Raw genomic sequence first — 17,417 nt, forward strand, 5'->3', positions numbered from 1 at the left:
CGAGCTTGCTCGCGATGGCGGCTTAACAGACGCCGAAGTTAATCAAGGCTTACGCTTGCGCGGCCCGGTATTGAACACCGGCACCTTGCGCACAGGCTTGATCGAAGGCTCCGCCGGCGCAACCTCACCGCTATCAACCCACCGACCCAGATTGCGTTTACCACCGCCACCACCGGAAGCCTTGGGCTTCTTCGGTTTTTTCGGCTTTTTGACGACCTGGCCACTGGCATCGGTGTCCGGCACGCGGTGCTCGGGTTCGAAGTCCGGCTCGTTCTGCCGCTTCAAAGTCTGGCGGGTCAGCATCTCGATGGCCGACAGCAGATTCACTTCATCGGCGCAGACCAGGGAAATCGCCTCGCCGGTCGAACCCGCGCGACCGGTACGACCGATGCGGTGGATGTAATCCTCAGCGACGATCGGCAAGTCGAAGTTGACCACCAACGGCAGGTCTTCGATGTCCAGGCCACGGGCTGCCACGTCGGTAGCGACCAGGATCTGCACTTCACTCGCCTTGAAGCGGTCGAGCGCACGCTGGCGGGTCGCCTGGGGTTTGTCGCCGTGGATGCCGTCGGCGTTGATGCCCAGGCCCTGAAGTTTCTCCACCAGCGCGTCCACGCCGTTGCGGGTCTTGGCGAACACCAGCACCTGCTTCCACTTGCCCTTGCGCATCAGGTGCACGAACAGTTCCGGCTTGCGCTTCTTGTCCACCGTCACGATCCATTGCTTGACCGTATTGGCAGCAACGTTGCGCGGGCTGACTTCGATAGTCAGCGGATCGTTGAGCATCTGCCCGGCCAGCAGGCGGATGTCATCGGAGAAGGTCGCGGAGAACAGCAACGTCTGACGTTTCGAAGGCAGCGCGCGGTAAATGTTCGCCAGTTCCTCGGAAAAGCCCAGGTCGAGCATGCGGTCGGCTTCGTCCAGCACCAGGGTTTGCAACTGGTTGAACTTCAGCGCGTTCTGGCGGAACAGGTCGAGCAAGCGGCCCGGGGTCGCCACCAACAGATCGACACCGCTGCGCAGCTTCATCATTTGCGGGTTGATGCTGACGCCGCCGTACACCGCGTAAGTACGCAGCGGCAGGTTTTCGGCGTACTGGCGCACGGCTTCGTGAACCTGCTCGGCCAGCTCGCGGGTCGGTACCAGGATCAGCGCGCGGACCGAGTTGGCGGTGACTTTCGGCCCTTCCATGGCCAGCAGTTGCAACAGCGGCAGGGCGAAACCGGCGGTCTTGCCGGTGCCGGTCTGGGCGGCGGCCATCAGGTCGCGACCGGCCAGCACCGCCGGAATGGCTTGCGCCTGAACCGGCGTCGGAGTCTGGTAGCCGAGCGTCTCGAGGGAGCGCAGCAAGGGTTCGATCAGGCCAAGGGTGGCGAAAGTCATGGGAGTACCGTAGGAAAATTCAGCGCGGTTGTGCGAAACAAGAGTGCAATGGCGCGCAGTTTACCCTAATTCACGCGGGATTCTGTCGGCACTACCGTCGGCACGACCTTCTCCACCGGCTGCTGCGGCTTACGACGCCACTGCGGCAAGCCAATCAGCACCACGGCACTGATAATCACCAGCATGGCCAGTGCTTCCTCGACTCCAATGGTCTCACCGACAAACACGATCCCCAGCAACACCGCCACCGCCGGGTTGACGTAGGCATAACTGGTGGCAGCGGCCGGACGCACGTGCTTCAACAGGTACATGTAGGCGTTGAAGGCGATGATCGAACCGAACACAGTCAGGTACGCCAGCGCAGCCCAGCCTTCAATCGGCGGAACCTTGTCCAGATGCTCACCGCTGACCGCACTGCCGATCAGCAACACCACGCCACCCACCAGCATTTCCACGGCACTGGCCATCGCCCCTTGAGGCAACGGTAAATGCTTGCTCCACACCGAGCCGAAGGCCCAGGTGGCCGCCGCAAAAATCAGCAGGGCTGCACCCAACGGGCTCGATTGCAGGTTGGAGCCGAGGTTGAGCATGACGATGCCGATCATTCCGAGCGCAACGCCAGCCCATTCGAGACGGGTATTACGCGCGCCCCAGAAATAGCCACAGAGCAAGGTAAACAGCGGCACCGTTGCCACCGCCAAAGCGGCCACTCCAGAAGCCACGCCGGTGTGTTCGGCCACGCTGACCGCTCCGTTACCGCACGCCAGCAGCAATACGCCAATGATCCCGGCAGCCTTCCACTGTGCCCAGGTCGGCGCCGGCGCCCCGCGCCAGCGCAGAAAGGCGTACATCAAAGTCCCGGCAATGACGAAACGGATACCGGCGAGCAACAACGGCGGCCAGTACTCCACGCCGATGCGGATCACCAGGTAGGTCGAGCCCCAAATCACATACAAGGCGAAGAAGGCAGCGATCAAGGGTAAAGGAAAGCGACGAAGGCCGGACATGGAGGCAGCTCACAGGCAAGTACAAGTGAACGGCTATTCTAGAAAGGCTGGAGCCGGAAAATAAGTTACAAAACCTGTTTAAAGCGCCGGTACACTTTTCAAAACACGGAGTTCAGCGCTATAAACCGTGTTTTCGAAAGTCGGCTATTTTCAGGAGTCACCCCGATGGATAAGTACGACCGCATGCTGCTCAGCGCCCTGCTGGAAAACGGTCGCGCGTCCTACGCGGACCTGGCGCGCAAGGTCAACCTGTCCGCCCCGGCGGTGGCCGAGCGCGTGGCCAAGCTTGAAGCCAGCGGCGTGATCACCGGCTATCAGGCGAAGGTCGACATGGCCAAGCTCGGCTTGCCCATCCAGTGCGTGATCGAACTGCGCCTGAACCAGCACGGCAACCAGAAAGCCTACGACGACCTGATCAAAATCCCGCAATTGACCGAATGCCATCGGGTGACCGGCGATCCCTGCGTGATCATGCAAGCGGCGGTGGGCTCGATGCCGGAGCTGGAAGAGCTGATCAACCGGATCGCCACGTTCGGGTTCAGCAAGACGTCGATTGTGTTGTCGAGCGCGATAGAGAAGCGGGTGCCGCTGGGGCACATTGAAGGGAATGGCAAATCCTGAGGCAATGATGTCCCTGTGGGAGCGAGCTTGCTCGCGATGGTCGCCAATGATAACGCGGGAAACCTGACACCCCGTGTTGTTCTCGGGTTCATCGCGAGCAGGCTCGCTCCTACAGGGGATTTGCGGTGTTTTCGGGATCAGCGATAACGCTTGAGGTGTTCGCCCACTTTCGCCGCCGGCACTTTCTGCAATTTGCACAGCAAGTCATGGGACAGCTCGCGCAAGCCGTGCTTCTGCCGCAGCTCTTCGGTCAGATGTGTGGTCAGGTTGGCCGCCATCTCGGCGTCGGCCATGGCCCGGTGGGCCTTGCCGGTGTGGGGCAGGTTGGCGAACGTGGTGAGGGTGCCGAGTTTGTGGTTCGGCGCGGTGGGCATCAGGCGGCGAGCCAGCAGCAGCGAGCAGGCAAAGTTCTGCAAGCGGGTGCGTTTGATTCGCCCCAGTTCGAAGTCCCAGAACTTCTGGTCGAACGCGGCGTTGTGCGCGAGCAACGGCGTGCAGCCGACGAATTCATTCACTTCGTTCATCACCTGCTCCGCCGACGGCGCGGTGCGCAGCATGGCGTTGCTGATACCGGTGAGTTGCTCGATGAAGGCCGGGACGCGCACGCCGGCGTTCATCAGGCTTTGGTAACGCTCGACGATGCGCCCCTGTTCAAGGATCACCACGGCGATTTCCGTGGCCCGGCAACTGCTGCTCGGTGAGATCCCGGTGGTTTCAAAGTCGATGACTGCGATGCGTTCCAAACCTGGTTCAACTCCGTAAAAATCAATTCTTGAGCAGCAACGCGCCTTCGATCGGCACGTAGCGGCTGGCGGCGCGTATCAGCGAGTTGGCGGTCAGGCCCGGTACGCCGTAGGCCACTGCTTGTACGCCGTGTTTGCTGATAATGCGTTCGAGCAGCATGTCGAAATCACCGTCGCCGGAGGCCAGGACGATTTCATCGACATGATCGGCGGCATCCATGATGTCGAGGGTGATGCCCACGTCCCAATCGCCCTTGGCTGAGCCATCGCTGCGCTGGATATAGGGTTTGAGCTTCACGGTGAAACCGAGGTTGCGCAGGATCTGCTGGAACTGCTGCTGCTTGCTGTCACCACGGTCGATGGCATAGGCGTAGGCTTCGACGATCTCGCCCTGCTTGCTGATGTCAGCCCACAGTGCGGCGTAGTTGAAGTGGCAACCATAAGCCTGACGCACGGTGTAGTAGAGGTTCTGGACATCGGCGAACACTGCGATTTTTTTCACCGGCTTTCCTCAGGGCTGAATCAGGCACCAGGCCCGAAAAGGCGCCCAGTATGCCAGCCCTGAGGATTGTTCCGCGAATAATCGGTCCGGAGCGCGGCTGCGCTCCGGACGAATGGCGTATCAGACGAAGGAATCGTCGTCGCCGCCGAATAACGAGTCATCGCTGTAGTCAGCGTCGCTGAACCCGCCCTGATCGTTGCTGTAGGAGTCGTTACCGGCCATGCGCTGGTCATCGCCCCAGCCATTGTTGCCCTGATCGTTGACCTGGGCAGGCTCTTCCTTGATGACTTCGACGACTTCCGGTTGCTGATTGTGATGGAACAGGCTGCTGATGCCTTGTGCCAGCATCACGCCACCCGCCACGCCTGCGGCGGTTTTCAGCGCACCACCGAGGAAACTGCTGCCGGCCGCTGCCGGAGCCTGTTGCTGGGGTGCATAGCCCTGCTGGGGAAAGTTTTGCGGCGGCGCGCCGAAGTTCTGCTGTGGCGGTTGCGAACCGAACGACGAGCGTCCCGGCTCGCGCCAGCCACCGCTCGAGGGTGGTGAGCTCTGGGTGGGTGCAGGCTGTGGCTCACGAGAGTTGCCGCCAAAGATGCTCGACAAAAAGCCACCGCTGCTCGGCGCTGGAGCCGGGGTCGCCTGGGCCTTGGCCTGTTGCAGTTCGGCCTGCAACTGCTGGACTTGCTGGGTCAGTTGCCTGTTCTGTTCATCGAGGCTCTTGATCGCCGCCTCTTGCACCAGAATCGCCTGGGTCATGAAATAACCTGCTGCGGGCTGGCGCGTCAGGTGTTCCTTGATCCGCGCCTCGGCCTGGGCGTCGCGCGGGGCTGAGTCCGTTTCGGCCTGTTGCAGCCGGGAAAACAGTCCATCGATCAGGGTTTGTTCTTCGCTGTTCATGGCGACCTCGTAGATTGCCGGGAAAATCGTTGCCTTTATCCAATGAGGATAAGGTGCCCGACCTTAATGGAGGCTGAAACAAGATGTTTCAATGACATTTACCGAACGTTTACGTTTGCGTCTACGAGCGCTTGATCGGTTAAAGTGAGCCACTGCTTCCAACCTGCGATACCCACTGATGAATCCGTTAGATGTCCTGCGTGACTCGCTGTATTTCTTCAAGCGCAATCTGGGCCAGATCGTGCAGCTGTGCCTGCCGCTGGTGATGCTTGAGGCGCTACTGCAACAAGTGGTCGACCACTCCACCGAGCCGGACAGTTTCCCCGGCATCAGCGTGATAGTCGGCTTGCTGGTGTACCCGCTGTACACCGCTGCGCTGATCCTGTTTCTCGACGCCCGCAGCCGCGGCGAGTCGCCGCGCAACCGCGACCTGCTGGCGATGGCGGCGAGCCTGTGGCCACGCTTCGCCCTGCTGACCGCGCTCAATACCGTGCTGATTCTGCTGGGCCTGTCGCTGTACTTCCTGCCGGGTATCTACCTGATGGTGACCCTGGCGTTTGGCGAATACCTGCTGGTGTTGCGCGGCCTGGCGCCACTGGCGGCCATGAAGGAAAGCCTGCGCATGACCCAAGGGCATTTCTTGCGCATCCTGCTGTGCATTCTGTGTGTGATGGGGCCGTTGTGGCTGCTCAAAGGCGTGACGCTGGCAGCGTACCCCGAACCTCAGAACCCGGTGGTATCCATGCTGATCGACAGCGCCCACAGTTTCCTGCAGCTGTTTACCAGCGTGGTGCTGTTCCGACTGTTCATGCTGATCAACCCGTTGCCTGAAAGAAATGACAACTCGCTCTGACCTTGGGCGCGACCTTCGCTCTCGGGTATGCTCGGGAACAATCCTGTAACGCTAATAAGCCGAGCCATGACCCGTCTACTGCGCTACATCCTGCCGGGCCTGCTGATCGTGATCGGCCTGATCGCCGCGATGATCTACAGCCTGACCTGGCGCCCCGATGCCAAAGAAGTGTTGCCCGTCAGTTGCAGTGCCCAGGCCCCCTCCCTGGTCCCCGGGCAGGCGTTGAAGGTGATGACCTGGAACGTCCAGTACCTGGCCGGCAAGCGCTACGTATTCTGGAATGACCTGGCCGCGGGCACCGACGAACGTCCCACAGCGGAAGACATGGCTTTCAGCCTTGACGAAGTGGCGCGGGTGATTCGTGACGAACAACCGGACATCGTGCTGCTGCAGGAACTGGACGACGGCGCCAAGGCCAGCGATTACCAGCACCAGTTCAAGCTGCTGCAAGAGCGGCTCGCAGACTTGTATCCGTGTGGCACCAGCGCGTTCGACTGGAAGGCCGACTTCGTGCCGAATCCGCACATCTTCGGCAGTGTCGGCCGGCAACTGGCAACCCTGAGCCGTTACCGGATCGAACATGCCGAACGGCTGCAACTGCCAGTCGCCTCGGGCAATCCGGTCAGCCGCCAATTCAAACCCAGAGACGCCTTGCTGGTGAGCTACCTGCCATTGAGTGATGGCGGGCAAATAGCGGTGCTCAATACCCATCTGGAGCGCGCCAATCGAGCCGACAACACCTTGCAAAACCAGGTGAACGCCGTGGCCAGGGCCCTCGATAAACTCGAAAGCCGTGGCACGCCGTGGTTGATCGGTGGGGATTTCAACCTGCTGCCGCTGGGCCAGTATCAGCGCCTGCCCGATGCACAACGCGCGCCCTACTCCGCCGACAGCCTGTTACACCTGCTGTGGGACAAGTACCCGATGATCCCGACCAACAACGAAGCCAGTGGTATCGACCGCGAGCGCTGGCTGACCCACTACCCGAACGACCCCGGACTGAACGGCCCGGACCGGACCGTCGACTACCTGTTCTACAGTCCGCGGATCAAACGGGTGGAGGCGATGGTGCGGCAGGACGATACATTGCGCATCTCCGATCACCTGCCGGTGATTGCGCGGTTTCTGTTGCCAGCTGTGCCCTGACACCTCACTCCAGCCAAACACAAAACCTGTGGGAGCGAGCTTGCTCGCGATGGCGTCGTGTCAGTCGACATCAATGCTGAATGACAAATCGCAATCGCGAGCAAGCTCGCTCCCACAGGGATGGTGCACGGGCTGGAATCGGGTTTAATGCACCTCTTCCAGATCATCATGCAGCAGCCCGAAGATCTCGCGCTTCATCTCGATGAACGAGCGCTCCATGGCCATGTCCAGGTTGCGTGGACGCTCGATCGGCACATCCAGAATCTGCTTGATCCGCCCCGGCCTGGCCCCCATCACATACACCCGGTCGCCCAGCAGAATCGCCTCGTCGATGTCGTGGGTCACGAACAACACAGTCTTCTTGCTGTTGCCCCACACCCGCAGCAACAACTGCTGCATTTGCAGGCGCGTCTGGCTGTCGAGAGCGCCGAAGGGTTCGTCCATCAGCAGGATCTGCGGGTCATTGGCCAGTGCGCGGGCAATGGCGACACGTTGCATCATCCCGCCGGACAACTGCTTGGCGTAGTTGTCGGCAAAGCCGCTCAGGCCCACTTCATTGACGTAGTAGTCGACGATGTCCTTGCGTTGCGCCGCCGGCATGCCACGCCGCTTGAGGCCGAACTCGACGTTCTGCCGCACCGTCAGCCACGGGAACAGCGTGTAGCTCTGGAACACCATGCCGCGGTCCGCGCCGGGGCCTTCGACCTGCTGACCGCCGACGTAAATCTCACCCGAGGTCGGTTCGGCCAGGCCGGCGGTGAGATACAGCAGGCTCGACTTGCCGCAGCCCGAAGGCCCAACCAGCACAGCGAATTGCTGGTCCGGCACTTCGAACGACACCCCCTGTAACGCGGTAAAGGTTCCGCCATCGGGTTTCTTGTAACTCAGGCTGACCTTGTCCACCTTCAGCCGTGGCGCGTTCACCGGGGCGGCCTGGGGGGCAACAAAACGATGAGTGGCGGCGGTTACTGAGCCCATGCGGTGATCCTCAGACGAAGGAAACGGAACAGTTGATCGGTGACCAGGCCCAGCAGGCCGATGATCGCGATGGCGAGGAAAATCACATCCACCTGGAAGCCACGCATGGCCTTGAGGCTCAGGTAACCCAGGCCACTGGATGCGGCCACCAGTTCAGCCACCACCAGGTAAGTCCAGGCCCAGCCCATGGTCACCCGCAGGGTGTCGAGCACGCCCGGCAAGGACGCCGGGGCAATCACATGCAGCACCGCGTCACGACGGTTCGAGCCAAGGGTGTAGGAGGCGTTGATCAGGTCCTTGGAGATGCCTTTGGACACGTCCGCGATCATCACCAGTTGCTGGAAGAAGACGCCGAAAATGATCACCGACACCCGCTGCTCCAGACCGATGCCGATCCACAGGATGAACAGCGGCACGAACGAGGTCACCGGCAGGTAGCGAATGAAATTCACCAGCGGCTCAAGGAAGGCCTGGACGATGCGAAAGCTGCCCATCAACAAGCCCAGGGGCACCGCCACCAGGGACGACACGATGAAACCGACCATCACCACTTCGACACTGGCCCACACATGTTGGCCAAGGGTGCCGTCGCGGCCTAACCGCACGGCGGCCTCGACCACCGCGCCCGGCGTCGGCAGGAACATGCCCGGCACCACGCCGCCGTAGGACAACCCGGCCCACAGGCCGACCAACAGCACCCAGGCCAGGCCGCTCGCGCTCCAGATCACCGAGACCGGCAATCCGGTCTTGGGCGTGATGCAGCGGCTCAGCCATGAATTGCGCTTGAACATGCAGCCTCCTAGAGCGGGGTGACGAAGCGGTTGTCGATCAGGTCGTCATTGCTGACGTTGTAGGGCTTGCCTTGCAGCTCGCTGGCGGTCTCGTTGGCCAGCTTGATCAGCGGTGCGCTGTCACCCGGTTTACCCGGCGAACCCAGCAGTTTTTCGCTCATGGCCTGATCGTAGAAACGCACGCCCTGTGCGGCCGCTTCCATTTCCTTCGGATCGGCCAGGTAACCGCCGACACCCTTGGCCATGATTTTGTAGGCTTCCTGTGGATGATCCTTGGTGTACTGCACAGCTTTGTACAAACCGGCCACCAGGGCCTTGACGTCTTCCGGCTGTTTTTCGATCACGCTGCAGTTCAGTGCGACCACATCGACGATCACCCCCGGTGTGCTGCTGCTGTCGATCAGCACCTTGCCCTGCTTCTTGTCGCGAACCATCGACAGGTGCGGCTCCCAAGTCACGGCGGCCGGTACGCGACCGGCGATGAACGCGGTGGCGGCGTCGTCGGCCGTCATGTTCTGCACGGTGATGTCGCTCATGCTCATGCCGTGCTTTTTCAGCAGATAGGACAGCCAGAACTGCGAGGTCGAACCTTCGTTGACTGCAACGGCCTTGCCCTTGAGTTCCTGCAGGCTCTTGACGTCCTTGCCCACCAGCACGCCGTCGCCACCATGGCTGTCGTCCAGCGCGGCCACGGCCTTGAAGCAGAATTGCGGACGGTACTTGAGCACCTCGTCGATGGTCGACGCCGAGCCGGACAACTCGCCGGAAGCTTGTGCGGCCATGTACATCGCCGCTTCCTCGACCACCGGCAATTCGACGGTCAAACCGTTTTCCTTGAAGTAGCCAAGGTCCTTGGCCAGGTACAGGGTGCCGTAGCCGACCCAGGTGGTATGACCGATGGACAGGGTGCCGGCCTGGGCGCTGGTGGCGACCGTCGCGGCGATGGCGGTGACCGCCAGTGGATGGGCAACGCGGGTAAGCAAGGACTTGATCATGGAGCACTCCCAAAGCTGTTGATTTAGTTTTGTCATGGGCAGTACGGCGAGCCCTGAATCGGCTGCAACCTGTGGTCTCTCGGGGACCCTTCGGCGGGCAGCATTCGGTGGGCTGGCGAGATCGATGTTGGCCCAAGGGCGGGATTAGGAAAATGAGGAAATATGTGGATGCGAACGATGAAAAAACTCGTTAGCGCGCACCGCGAAAGGGCGCTGTGGGCGGGGATGCACAGGGTGAGAGCAAGACTTGGGAAATGTGTTGTTTGAGCAATAGCTATCGCGAGCAAGCTCGCTCCCACAGGGTTTGTGCCAGCCGCAATATTTGGGCATTACACATAACCTGTGGGAGCGGGCTTGCCCGCGAAGAGGCCCGCAAGAACGCTACAAATGTCAGAGCCGGCCGTACTCCTGCGCCGTACGATCCACTGCTTTCAAGGTCTTGGCGATCAGCTCATCAATCTCCTCACGGCTGGCAATCAACGCCGGCGCCATGATCATCCGGCCCAAGGTCGAGCGAATGATCACGCCCTCTTCAAAACCGATCGTACGGCAGCGCCACGCAATGTCGTTCTCATTGGCAAAACGCTTGCGGCTGGTTTTGTCTTCGGCCAGTTGCAGCGCCGCAACCATGCCGGTGCCCTGGATGTCACCCACCAGCGGGTGCTTGCCGAACACTTCGCGCAGACACTGCTGCAGGTACGGGCCGATGTCATCCTTGACCCGCGTCACCACGCCTTCATCGCGCAGGGCCTTGAGGTTGGCAATCGCCACAGCCGCCGCCACCGGGTGCCCGGAATAGGTCAGGCCGTGGGCAAACACACCGCCCTGCTCCACCAGCACCGAGGCCATTTTCTTCGACAGGATCAAGCCGCCCATGGGGATGTAGCCCGAGGTCAGGCCCTTGGCGATGGACAGGGTGTCCGGCTCGAACCCGAAGTACTCGTGGGCGAACCATTCGCCGGTGCGACCGAAGCCGCCGATCACTTCATCGGCGCACAGCAGCACATCGTACTTGCGGCAGATGCGCTGGATTTCCGGCCAGTAGCTTTCCGGCGGGAAGATCATGCCGCCGGCGCCCTGGAACGGTTCGGCGATAAAGCCCGCGACCTTGTCAGCACCCAGTTCGAGGATCTTCGCTTCCAGTTGCTGCGCCGCGCGCAGACCGAATTCGGCCGGAGTCAGGTTGCCTTCGTGGGCGAAGAAGTACGGCTCGTCGATATGCTCGATGTCCGGAATCATGCCGCCCATTTCGTGCATGAACTTCATGCCGCCCAGCGCCGTCGCGGCCAGGGTCGAACCGTGGTAACCGTTCCAGCGACCGATCATGATTTTCTTCTCGGGCTTGCCGAGCACCTGCCAGTAACGACGCACCGTGCGGATCAACACCTCGTTGGCTTCAGAGCCTGAGTTGGTGTAGATCGCGTGGCTGTAGTGAGCCGGCAGCAGGCTGAACAGCAGCTCGGACAGCTCGATCACCTGCGGGTGGGTGGTGTGGAAAAACATGTTGTAGTACGGCAACTGTTCCAGCTGCCGGCTTGCCGCGGCGGCCAGGTCCTTGCGCCCGTAACCGAGGTTGGTGCACCACAACCCGGACATGCCGTCGAGGTAACGCCGGCCATCGTTGTCCCACAGGTGCAGGCGCTCGCCACGGACCATCACCCGTGGCCCCTCGTCATTGAGGGCTTTCTGATCGACGAACGCATGGATGTGGTGCGCAGCGTCGGCGGCCTGGTAGTCGCGGGTATCACGTGGTGTGGTCATCGCCAGTTCTCCGTTTTGTTATCAGCGCAATTGAAACCAGGTGGTCTTCAACTGGGTGTATTTATCGAATGAATGCAGGGACAGGTCGCGGCCGAAACCCGACTGCTTGCCACCGCCAAAAGGCACGGTCACGTCCAGCGCATCGACGCTGTTGACCGACACCGTACCGGCCCGCAATTGTCGCGCCACACGGTGGGCGCGGTTGAGGTCGTCGGTCCACAGCGAAGCCGCCAGACCGTAGACGCTGTCGTTGGCCAATTGCAAGGCGTGGGCCTCGTCGTCGAACGCCGTGACGGCCAGAACCGGGCCGAACACTTCATCGCGAAACAGCGGCATGTCCGGCGTCACGCCGGTGAAAATCGTCGGCTGGATGAAGTTGTCCGAGCCGTTGATGATCGACTGCCGACCGCCACAGATCCTGGTCGCGCCTTGCTGTTCGGCTTGCTGGATGAACTTCATGATGCGCGCGGTCTGACGGCTGTCGACGATGGCCCCGGCGGCGCTCGACGGGTCCAGCGGATCGCCCGGCAACCAGCGTTCGGCCTGGGCTTTGAGGCGTTCGACAAACTCGTCATGGATCGAGCGCTGCACCAGCAACCGCGAATTGGCCGAGCAGACTTCGCCCTGATTGAAGAAGATACCGAACGCGGCTTTCTCGGCCGCCAGGTCCAGATCCTGACAATCGGCAAACACCAGGTTGGCGCTCTTGCCTCCGCACTCCAGCCACACCTGCTTGAGGTTCGATTGTGCCGAGTACTGCATGAAATATTTGCCGACTTCGGTGGAGCCGGTGAACACCAGGCAATCGACGTCCGGGTGCAGGCCGAGGGCCTTGCCGGTCTGCTCGCCGAGCCCCGGCAGCACGTTCAGCACACCCGCAGGCACACCGGCTTCCAGCGCCAGCTCAGCCAGGCGCAGGGCGGAAAACGGCGACTGTTCGGCAGGCTTGAGGATCACCGAGTTACCGGCGGCCAGGGCCGGGGCGAGTTTCCACGCCGCCATGTCCAGAGGGAAATTCCACGGCACCACCGCAGCCACCACGCCCAGGGCTTCGCGAGTAATGGTTGCCAGCACGTTCTGCGCACTCGGCGCGACCTGATCGTAGAGTTTGTCGAGGCTTTCGGCGTACCAGCGGAACACTCCCGCGGCACCCGGCACGTCGATGTTGTAGGCATCCGCGACGGGCTTGCCCATGTTCAGCGAGTCGAGCAGCGCCAGTTCTTCACGGTTTTCGAGGATCAAATCGGCCAGGCGCAACAGCACTTGCTTGCGTTCGGTCGGTGAGCGCGCAGCCCAGGTGCCTGCCTCGAAAACCTGCCGCGCATTGTGTACCGCCGCGTTCACGTCTTCTTCGCCGCAGGCGGCAACGTTGGCCAGGCATTGGCTGGTGGCGGGGTTGATCGCGGCGAAAGTCTGCCCCGACTGCGCCGGGCGGCGCTGGCCGTCGATCACGGCCTGGTCGGGAAACCGCAGGGAAGCGGCCTTGCGTTGCCAATACTCAAGCTCGAACACGTTCAGATGCTCCAGAGGACATTCTTGTGTATTGGATAGTCGCTCAGGCCCAAGCGGTGGAAAACCAGTAAAAATGTGTTCGCAGGCCAAGAAAAAACTACGTAGCCGATCTCCCTTCTGGCGCAGCATGTGGTTATTGTTCAACCACAACAAATCGCTACCCGAGCGGATAGGGGTGGCGCGCAAATTGCCAGGATGCCTGATCCGTTCTCCCCCCGAGGTTCGCTGTGGCTGCCTACAATCTGCGTCAACTGAAATACTTCATCACCACCGTCGAGTGCGGCAGCGTGGCCGAGGCCTCGCGCAAGCTGTACATCGCCCAGCCCTCGATCTCCACGGCCATCAAAGGGCTGGAAGACAGCTTCGGCGTGCAGCTGCTGATTCGTCACCATGCACAGGGCGTGTCATTGACCCCCAGTGGTGCACGCTTCTACCGCAAGGCCCAGGAACTGCTGCGCATGGCCAAGGAGTTCGAACAGAACGCCCTGGCCGACAACGATGTGGTCTCCGGGCAGATCGATATCGGCTGCTTCGAAACCGTCGCGCCGCTGTACCTGCCGCAATTGATCGCCGGATTTTCGGCGTTGTACCCGGGGGTGGAAATCCGCATCCGCGACGGCGAGCAACAAGAGCTGGTGCAGGGCCTGACCTCCGGCGCTTTCGACCTGGCGATCCTTTACGAGCACGATCTGGACGGCACCATCGAGACCGAACCGCTGATGCCGGCGCAACGACCTTACGCGCTGCTGCCAGCCGATCACCGTTTTGCCCAGCAGGCACAGGTGTCGCTGCGGGACCTGTGCCTGGAGCCAATGATTCTTCTGGACGTGCAGCCGAGTCGGACCTACTTCGTCAGCCTGTTCGATGAGCTGGGCCTGACGCCACGCATCGCCTTCAGCTCGCCTTCGATCGAGATGGTGCGGGGCATGGTTGGCCAAGGGTTCGGGTTCTCGATCCTGGTGACCAAACCGCATTCGGAGTGCACCTACGACGGGCAGAAAGTGGTGTGCGTGGACATTGCCGAAGACGTCACCGGTTCGGGACTGGTGGCGGCGTGGCTCAAGCGTGGGCAACTGACCAAGCCGGCACAGTTGTTTGCGGACTATTGCCGCGAACAGCTCACCGCCAAATCCGAAAGATCGCAGTAATTTCTGTGAGTCCTGTGTTAACCGTTATTTACGGGGTTTGATCCGCGCAGTTGCTTCGGCCACCAGCGGATCATCCGGCCAATAATGCTTCGGATAACGCCCCTTCAAATCCTTCTTCACTTCGGCGTAGGTGCTGCGCCAGAAGTTGGCCAGGTCCTGAGTCACCTGCACCGGCCGCCGCGCCGGGGACAACAGATGCAGTTTGACCACCTGCCGCCCCCCGGCAATGCGCGGGGTCTCGGCCAGTCCGAACAGTTCCTGCAAGCGCACCGCGAGAATCGGCGGCTGTTCGCTGTAGTCCAGACGAATCGACGAGCCTGACGGCACGCTCAAATGATGGGGCGCCAGCTCGTCCAAGCGTTGTGGCAGCGGCCACGGCAGCAGGTTGTGGACGATGCTCGACAGATCCAGGTTGGCGAAGTGGCTGAGTCGCGAGACTTTGCCCAGATACGGCATCAACCAGTGTTCAAGACTTTTGAGCAACGCTGCGTCGCTGACATCCGGCCATTCGCTTTCGCCCTTGCTGGCCAAGTCCAGTTGCCGCAACAAGGCGACCCGCGCCTGCCACTGACGCAACTCCGGGGTCCACGGCAACAGCTCCAGGCCTTTGCGCCGCACCAGGTTGACCAGCGCCTGGCTGCGGGCGGTTTCATCGAGACCGGTCAGCGGTTCACGACTGAGGATCAGCTCACCAACCTTGCGCTGACGCTCGGCCCGCAGTACGCCTTCACGTTCATCCCAATCCAGTTGATCGACGCAGCGAACCTGCTCGGCCAGCACTGAATCGAAGAGTGCCGGATCGAAGTCCGTCGCCAGATAAATCCGCTCCTCACGCTGGCCCTGGCGACTGCCCAGATCGGCGATCACCAGCCACGGCTGCTTCATCAGGCTATCGGCCTCGGCGAACAGTGCGGCACGTCCGTTGGCCAAGCGATACTCCGCACCACCGGCGCGCCGTTGCTGAGCGACCCGGTCGGGATAGGCCAGCGCCAGCAATGCGCCGAGCCAGCGCGGGTGATCTGGATCGCTGACCGGCTCCGCTGCTTTGCCCCGTAGGTAACCACGATACTGCCGCGCCAGTTGCCGTGCGCGCTGCACCCCACCCTGGGCACCCCGTGCGGCGCGTTCTTCGCCAGACAGCAATACCAGTCGGCTGTGCAAGTCCGCCCCGGCGCCGCGCAAGATATCGCGCTCGCCGAGCAGTGCCGCGACGTCGCAGGCCATGTCCGCCAGACCCAGCGCCTGGCCGCGCAACAGCAAATGCGCAATGCGCGGATGCGCCGGCAGTTCGGCCATGGCCTGACCGTGACGAGTCAGCGTTTCGCCATCCAACGCTCCGAGGCGTTCCAGCAAATCTTGAGCCTGTGCATAGGCGGCGGCAGGCGGCACGTCGAGCCACACCAACTGTTCGGGTTTTACGCCCCAACGTCCCAGTTGCAAGGCCAGCCCGGCGAGGTCCGCCGAAAGAATTTCCGCACTGCCATAGGCCGCCAGTTGCTCGTGCTGATCCTGGGACCACAAGCGATAACACACGCCCGGCTCCAGGCGCCCGGCCCGGCCCGCGCGCTGGGTGGCGCTGGCCTTGGAAATGCGCTGGGTGTCGAGACGGGTCATGCCGCTGCCGGGGTCGAAACGCGGCACCCTAGCCAGCCCCGCATCGATCACCACGCGCACGCCATTGATGGTCAGGCTGGTTTCGGCGATGTTGGTGGCCAGCACCACTTTGCGCTTGCCCGCCGGTGCCGGATCGATGGCTGCCCGTTGCGCGGCGAGGTCCAGTTCACCGTGCAATGGGCACAGTAGAACCTGAGTGTTTTCGCCCAAGGCATCGGCCAGTTGCTGATGCACGCGCCGGATTTCCGCCTGCCCCGGCAGGAACACCAACACACTGCCGGTTTCGTCGTTCAAGGCTTCAAGAATGGTTTGTACCAAGCGCGGCTCGATGAATTCACCGGACTGGAACGGTCGGCCCCAGCGCATCGCCACCGGGAACATGCGCCCTTCGCTGCGCAGGATCGGTGCGTCGTCGAGCAACCCGGCCAAGCGTTCGCCTTCGAGCGTGGCGGACATCAAGAGGATTTTCAGCGGCTGATCGTCACGGAACAGTTCCCGGCCATTGAGGCTCAGGGCCAGAGCCAGATCCGCGTCGAGGCTGCGTTCGTGAAATTCGTCGAAGATCAGCAGGCCCACGCCCTCAAGCGCCGGGTCGTCCTGCAAACGCCGGGTGAGGATACCTTCGGTGACCACTTCAATTCGGGTGTTGGGACCGACCTTGCTGTCGAGCCGAATGCGATAACCCACGGTTTCGCCGACCTTCTCCCCCAGCTCACTGGCCAGCCGTTCAGCCGCTGCGCGCGCGGCCAACCGGCGGGGTTCGAGCATCAGGATGGTCTGGCCGGCCAGCCACGGTTCGTTTAGCAAGGCCAAAGGCACGCGGGTGGTTTTACCGGCGCCGGGCGGCGCTTCGAGCACGGCTTCGTGGCGTGTAGCGAGGGCTTCACGCAGGGCGGGTAAAACTTCATCGATCGGCAAAGAAATCATGCTGGCTCCCAAACAGAGCGGCGAGTATAACGGCGAACTGCAAGGCGTTCGTCAGGGTCTTAATTCATACCGACGACGTTTCGTTTCGAGATTACCCAGGAGATTTCATATGCGTGCTCCCTTTCGCCTGATTGGCGGTGTTCTGGTCGCAACCTTGCTGACTCAAGTGACCGCCTGCGGTTCGATCTTCTACCCGGATCGCCGTGGCCAGATCGAAGGCAAGATCGACCCGGCCATCGCCGCGCTCGACGCCGTGGGCCTGCTGTTCTACATCATTCCCGGCCTGATTGCGTTTGCCGTGGACTTCGCCACCGGCGCGATTTACTACGCGCCGGGAGAGACCGCACAAGTTGCACCGGAAAAACTCAAGGAAGCCATCGGCGCCGACGGCAAAGTCGATAACCGCAAGTTGCAGACTATTCTGGAAAGCGAACTGGGTCGCAGCTTCCCGCTGGACGATCCACGCCTGATCCAGAGCAAAGGCAACGCCCAGCAACTGGCGATGTTCGGCCTGCAACCCGCCGCGTAGTCCCTACGCA

Annotated in this window: 16 protein-coding genes; 5 read left to right on the forward strand and 11 right to left on the reverse strand. The window is 61.8% G+C overall.

The annotated features are described in order from the left end of the window. Nucleotides 1–42 precede the first annotated feature (42 nt). Both J4D25_RS21665 and yedA read right to left on the reverse strand, forming a co-directional pair. Nucleotides 43–1,383, reverse strand: a complete 1,341-nt coding sequence (locus tag J4D25_RS21665) for a DEAD/DEAH box helicase (RefSeq protein ID WP_057713190.1) — start codon at nt 1,381–1,383, stop codon at nt 43–45. 65 nt (nt 1,384–1,448) lie between these two features. Beyond that, entirely contained in the window at nt 1,449–2,390 is a 942-nt protein-coding gene (gene yedA, locus J4D25_RS21670) for a drug/metabolite exporter YedA (protein ID WP_057713189.1), read from the reverse strand. Between the two features lie 165 nt (nt 2,391–2,555). Here yedA and J4D25_RS21675 point away from each other — a divergent pair, with 165 nt between their 5' ends. Continuing rightward, a complete protein-coding gene (locus J4D25_RS21675) occupies nt 2,556–3,011 on the forward strand; it encodes an Lrp/AsnC family transcriptional regulator (RefSeq protein ID WP_057713188.1) in 456 nt (151 codons plus the stop codon). A 137-nt stretch (nt 3,012–3,148) separates the two neighbouring features. On the opposite strand, the gene J4D25_RS21680 is transcribed toward J4D25_RS21675, so the two are convergent. The 3 genes from J4D25_RS21680 to J4D25_RS21690 form a co-directional block, all read right to left on the reverse strand. Then, the gene (locus J4D25_RS21680; RefSeq protein WP_057713187.1) at nt 3,149–3,754 is read right to left on the reverse strand and encodes a PolC-type DNA polymerase III; all 606 of its coding nucleotides are present in this window, start codon (nt 3,752–3,754) and stop codon (nt 3,149–3,151) included. Nucleotides 3,755–3,776: 22 nt separating this feature from the next. After that, entirely contained in the window at nt 3,777–4,256 is a 480-nt protein-coding gene (locus J4D25_RS21685; protein ID WP_007990686.1) for an NYN domain-containing protein, read from the reverse strand. A gap of 120 nt (nt 4,257–4,376) precedes the next feature. Next, on the reverse strand, nt 4,377–5,153 hold the full coding sequence (locus tag J4D25_RS21690) for a DUF2076 domain-containing protein (protein ID WP_057713186.1): 777 nt from the start codon (nt 5,151–5,153) through the stop codon (nt 4,377–4,379). 178 nt (nt 5,154–5,331) lie between these two features. Between J4D25_RS21690 and J4D25_RS21695 the strand changes: the two genes are divergently transcribed. Together J4D25_RS21695 and J4D25_RS21700 are read left to right on the forward strand one after the other, a co-directional pair. After that, nucleotides 5,332–6,006 (forward strand): YciC family protein, encoded by a 675-nt coding sequence (locus J4D25_RS21695; RefSeq protein ID WP_057713185.1) that lies wholly within the window; start codon nt 5,332–5,334, stop codon nt 6,004–6,006. 66 nt (nt 6,007–6,072) lie between these two features. Beyond that, nucleotides 6,073–7,152, forward strand: a complete 1,080-nt coding sequence (locus tag J4D25_RS21700) for an endonuclease/exonuclease/phosphatase family protein (RefSeq protein ID WP_057713184.1) — start codon at nt 6,073–6,075, stop codon at nt 7,150–7,152. Between the two features lie 144 nt (nt 7,153–7,296). On the opposite strand, the gene J4D25_RS21705 is transcribed toward J4D25_RS21700, so the two are convergent. The 5 genes from J4D25_RS21705 to J4D25_RS21725 all read right to left on the reverse strand — a co-directional run bounded on the left by J4D25_RS21705 (nt 7,297) and on the right by J4D25_RS21725 (nt 13,189). Then, complete coding sequence (locus J4D25_RS21705; RefSeq protein WP_057713183.1) at nt 7,297–8,130, reverse strand: ABC transporter ATP-binding protein; 834 nt, start codon at nt 8,128–8,130, stop codon at nt 7,297–7,299. Next, a complete protein-coding gene (locus J4D25_RS21710) occupies nt 8,118–8,921 on the reverse strand; it encodes an ABC transporter permease (protein WP_007990681.1) in 804 nt (267 codons plus the stop codon). The genes J4D25_RS21705 and J4D25_RS21710 overlap by 13 nt, the downstream gene beginning before the upstream one ends. Before the next feature lie 8 nt (nt 8,922–8,929). After that, nucleotides 8,930–9,916 carry an ABC transporter substrate-binding protein gene (locus J4D25_RS21715; protein WP_057713182.1) on the reverse strand — a complete coding sequence of 329 codons (987 nt, stop codon included), beginning with the start codon at nt 9,914–9,916 and terminating at the stop codon, nt 8,930–8,932. Nucleotides 9,917–10,306: 390 nt separating this feature from the next. Next, on the reverse strand, nt 10,307–11,677 hold the full coding sequence (locus tag J4D25_RS21720; RefSeq protein ID WP_057713181.1) for an aspartate aminotransferase family protein: 1,371 nt from the start codon (nt 11,675–11,677) through the stop codon (nt 10,307–10,309). Between the two features lie 21 nt (nt 11,678–11,698). Next, a complete protein-coding gene (locus J4D25_RS21725) occupies nt 11,699–13,189 on the reverse strand; it encodes an aldehyde dehydrogenase (RefSeq protein WP_057713180.1) in 1,491 nt (496 codons plus the stop codon). Nucleotides 13,190–13,416: 227 nt separating this feature from the next. On the opposite strand from J4D25_RS21725, the gene J4D25_RS21730 reads away from it, so the two are divergent. Beyond that, entirely contained in the window at nt 13,417–14,337 is a 921-nt protein-coding gene (locus tag J4D25_RS21730) for a LysR family transcriptional regulator (protein ID WP_057713179.1), read from the forward strand. Between the two features lie 24 nt (nt 14,338–14,361). On the opposite strand, the gene hrpB is transcribed toward J4D25_RS21730, so the two are convergent. Next, nucleotides 14,362–16,878: an ATP-dependent helicase HrpB gene (gene hrpB, locus J4D25_RS21735; protein WP_057713178.1), complete on the reverse strand. Its 2,517-nt coding sequence runs from the start codon at nt 16,876–16,878 to the stop codon at nt 14,362–14,364. A 109-nt stretch (nt 16,879–16,987) separates the two neighbouring features. Here hrpB and J4D25_RS21740 point away from each other — a divergent pair, with 109 nt between their 5' ends. Beyond that, on the forward strand, nt 16,988–17,407 hold the full coding sequence (locus tag J4D25_RS21740) for a hypothetical protein (protein ID WP_057713177.1): 420 nt from the start codon (nt 16,988–16,990) through the stop codon (nt 17,405–17,407). Nucleotides 17,408–17,417 lie beyond the last annotated feature (10 nt).

The organism is Pseudomonas sp. GW456-L13 (assembly GCF_017350115.1).
In the GTDB taxonomy this organism is placed as follows: Bacteria; Pseudomonadota; Gammaproteobacteria; order Pseudomonadales; family Pseudomonadaceae; genus Aquipseudomonas; species Aquipseudomonas jessenii.

Excerpts from the sequence above, each read along its gene's own strand:
- J4D25_RS21720 (WP_057713181.1), bottom strand. The coding sequence starts at position 11,677 with ATGACCACACCACGTGATACCCGCGACTACCAGGCCGCCGACGCTGCG.
- hrpB (WP_057713178.1), bottom strand. The coding sequence starts at position 16,878 with ATGATTTCTTTGCCGATCGATGAAGTTTTACCCGCCCTGCGTGAAGCC.
- J4D25_RS21690 (WP_057713186.1), bottom strand. The coding sequence starts at position 5,153 with ATGAACAGCGAAGAACAAACCCTGATCGATGGACTGTTTTCCCGGCTG.
- J4D25_RS21700 (WP_057713184.1), top strand. The coding sequence starts at position 6,073 with ATGACCCGTCTACTGCGCTACATCCTGCCGGGCCTGCTGATCGTGATC.
- J4D25_RS21705 (WP_057713183.1), bottom strand. The coding sequence starts at position 8,130 with ATGGGCTCAGTAACCGCCGCCACTCATCGTTTTGTTGCCCCCCAGGCC.
- J4D25_RS21695 (WP_057713185.1), top strand. The coding sequence starts at position 5,332 with ATGAATCCGTTAGATGTCCTGCGTGACTCGCTGTATTTCTTCAAGCGC.
- J4D25_RS21740 (WP_057713177.1), top strand. The coding sequence starts at position 16,988 with ATGCGTGCTCCCTTTCGCCTGATTGGCGGTGTTCTGGTCGCAACCTTG.
- J4D25_RS21715 (WP_057713182.1), bottom strand. The coding sequence starts at position 9,916 with ATGATCAAGTCCTTGCTTACCCGCGTTGCCCATCCACTGGCGGTCACC.
- yedA (WP_057713189.1), bottom strand. The coding sequence starts at position 2,390 with ATGTCCGGCCTTCGTCGCTTTCCTTTACCCTTGATCGCTGCCTTCTTC.
- J4D25_RS21710 (WP_007990681.1), bottom strand. The coding sequence starts at position 8,921 with ATGTTCAAGCGCAATTCATGGCTGAGCCGCTGCATCACGCCCAAGACC.
- J4D25_RS21675 (WP_057713188.1), top strand. The coding sequence starts at position 2,556 with ATGGATAAGTACGACCGCATGCTGCTCAGCGCCCTGCTGGAAAACGGT.
- J4D25_RS21665 (WP_057713190.1), bottom strand. The coding sequence starts at position 1,383 with ATGACTTTCGCCACCCTTGGCCTGATCGAACCCTTGCTGCGCTCCCTC.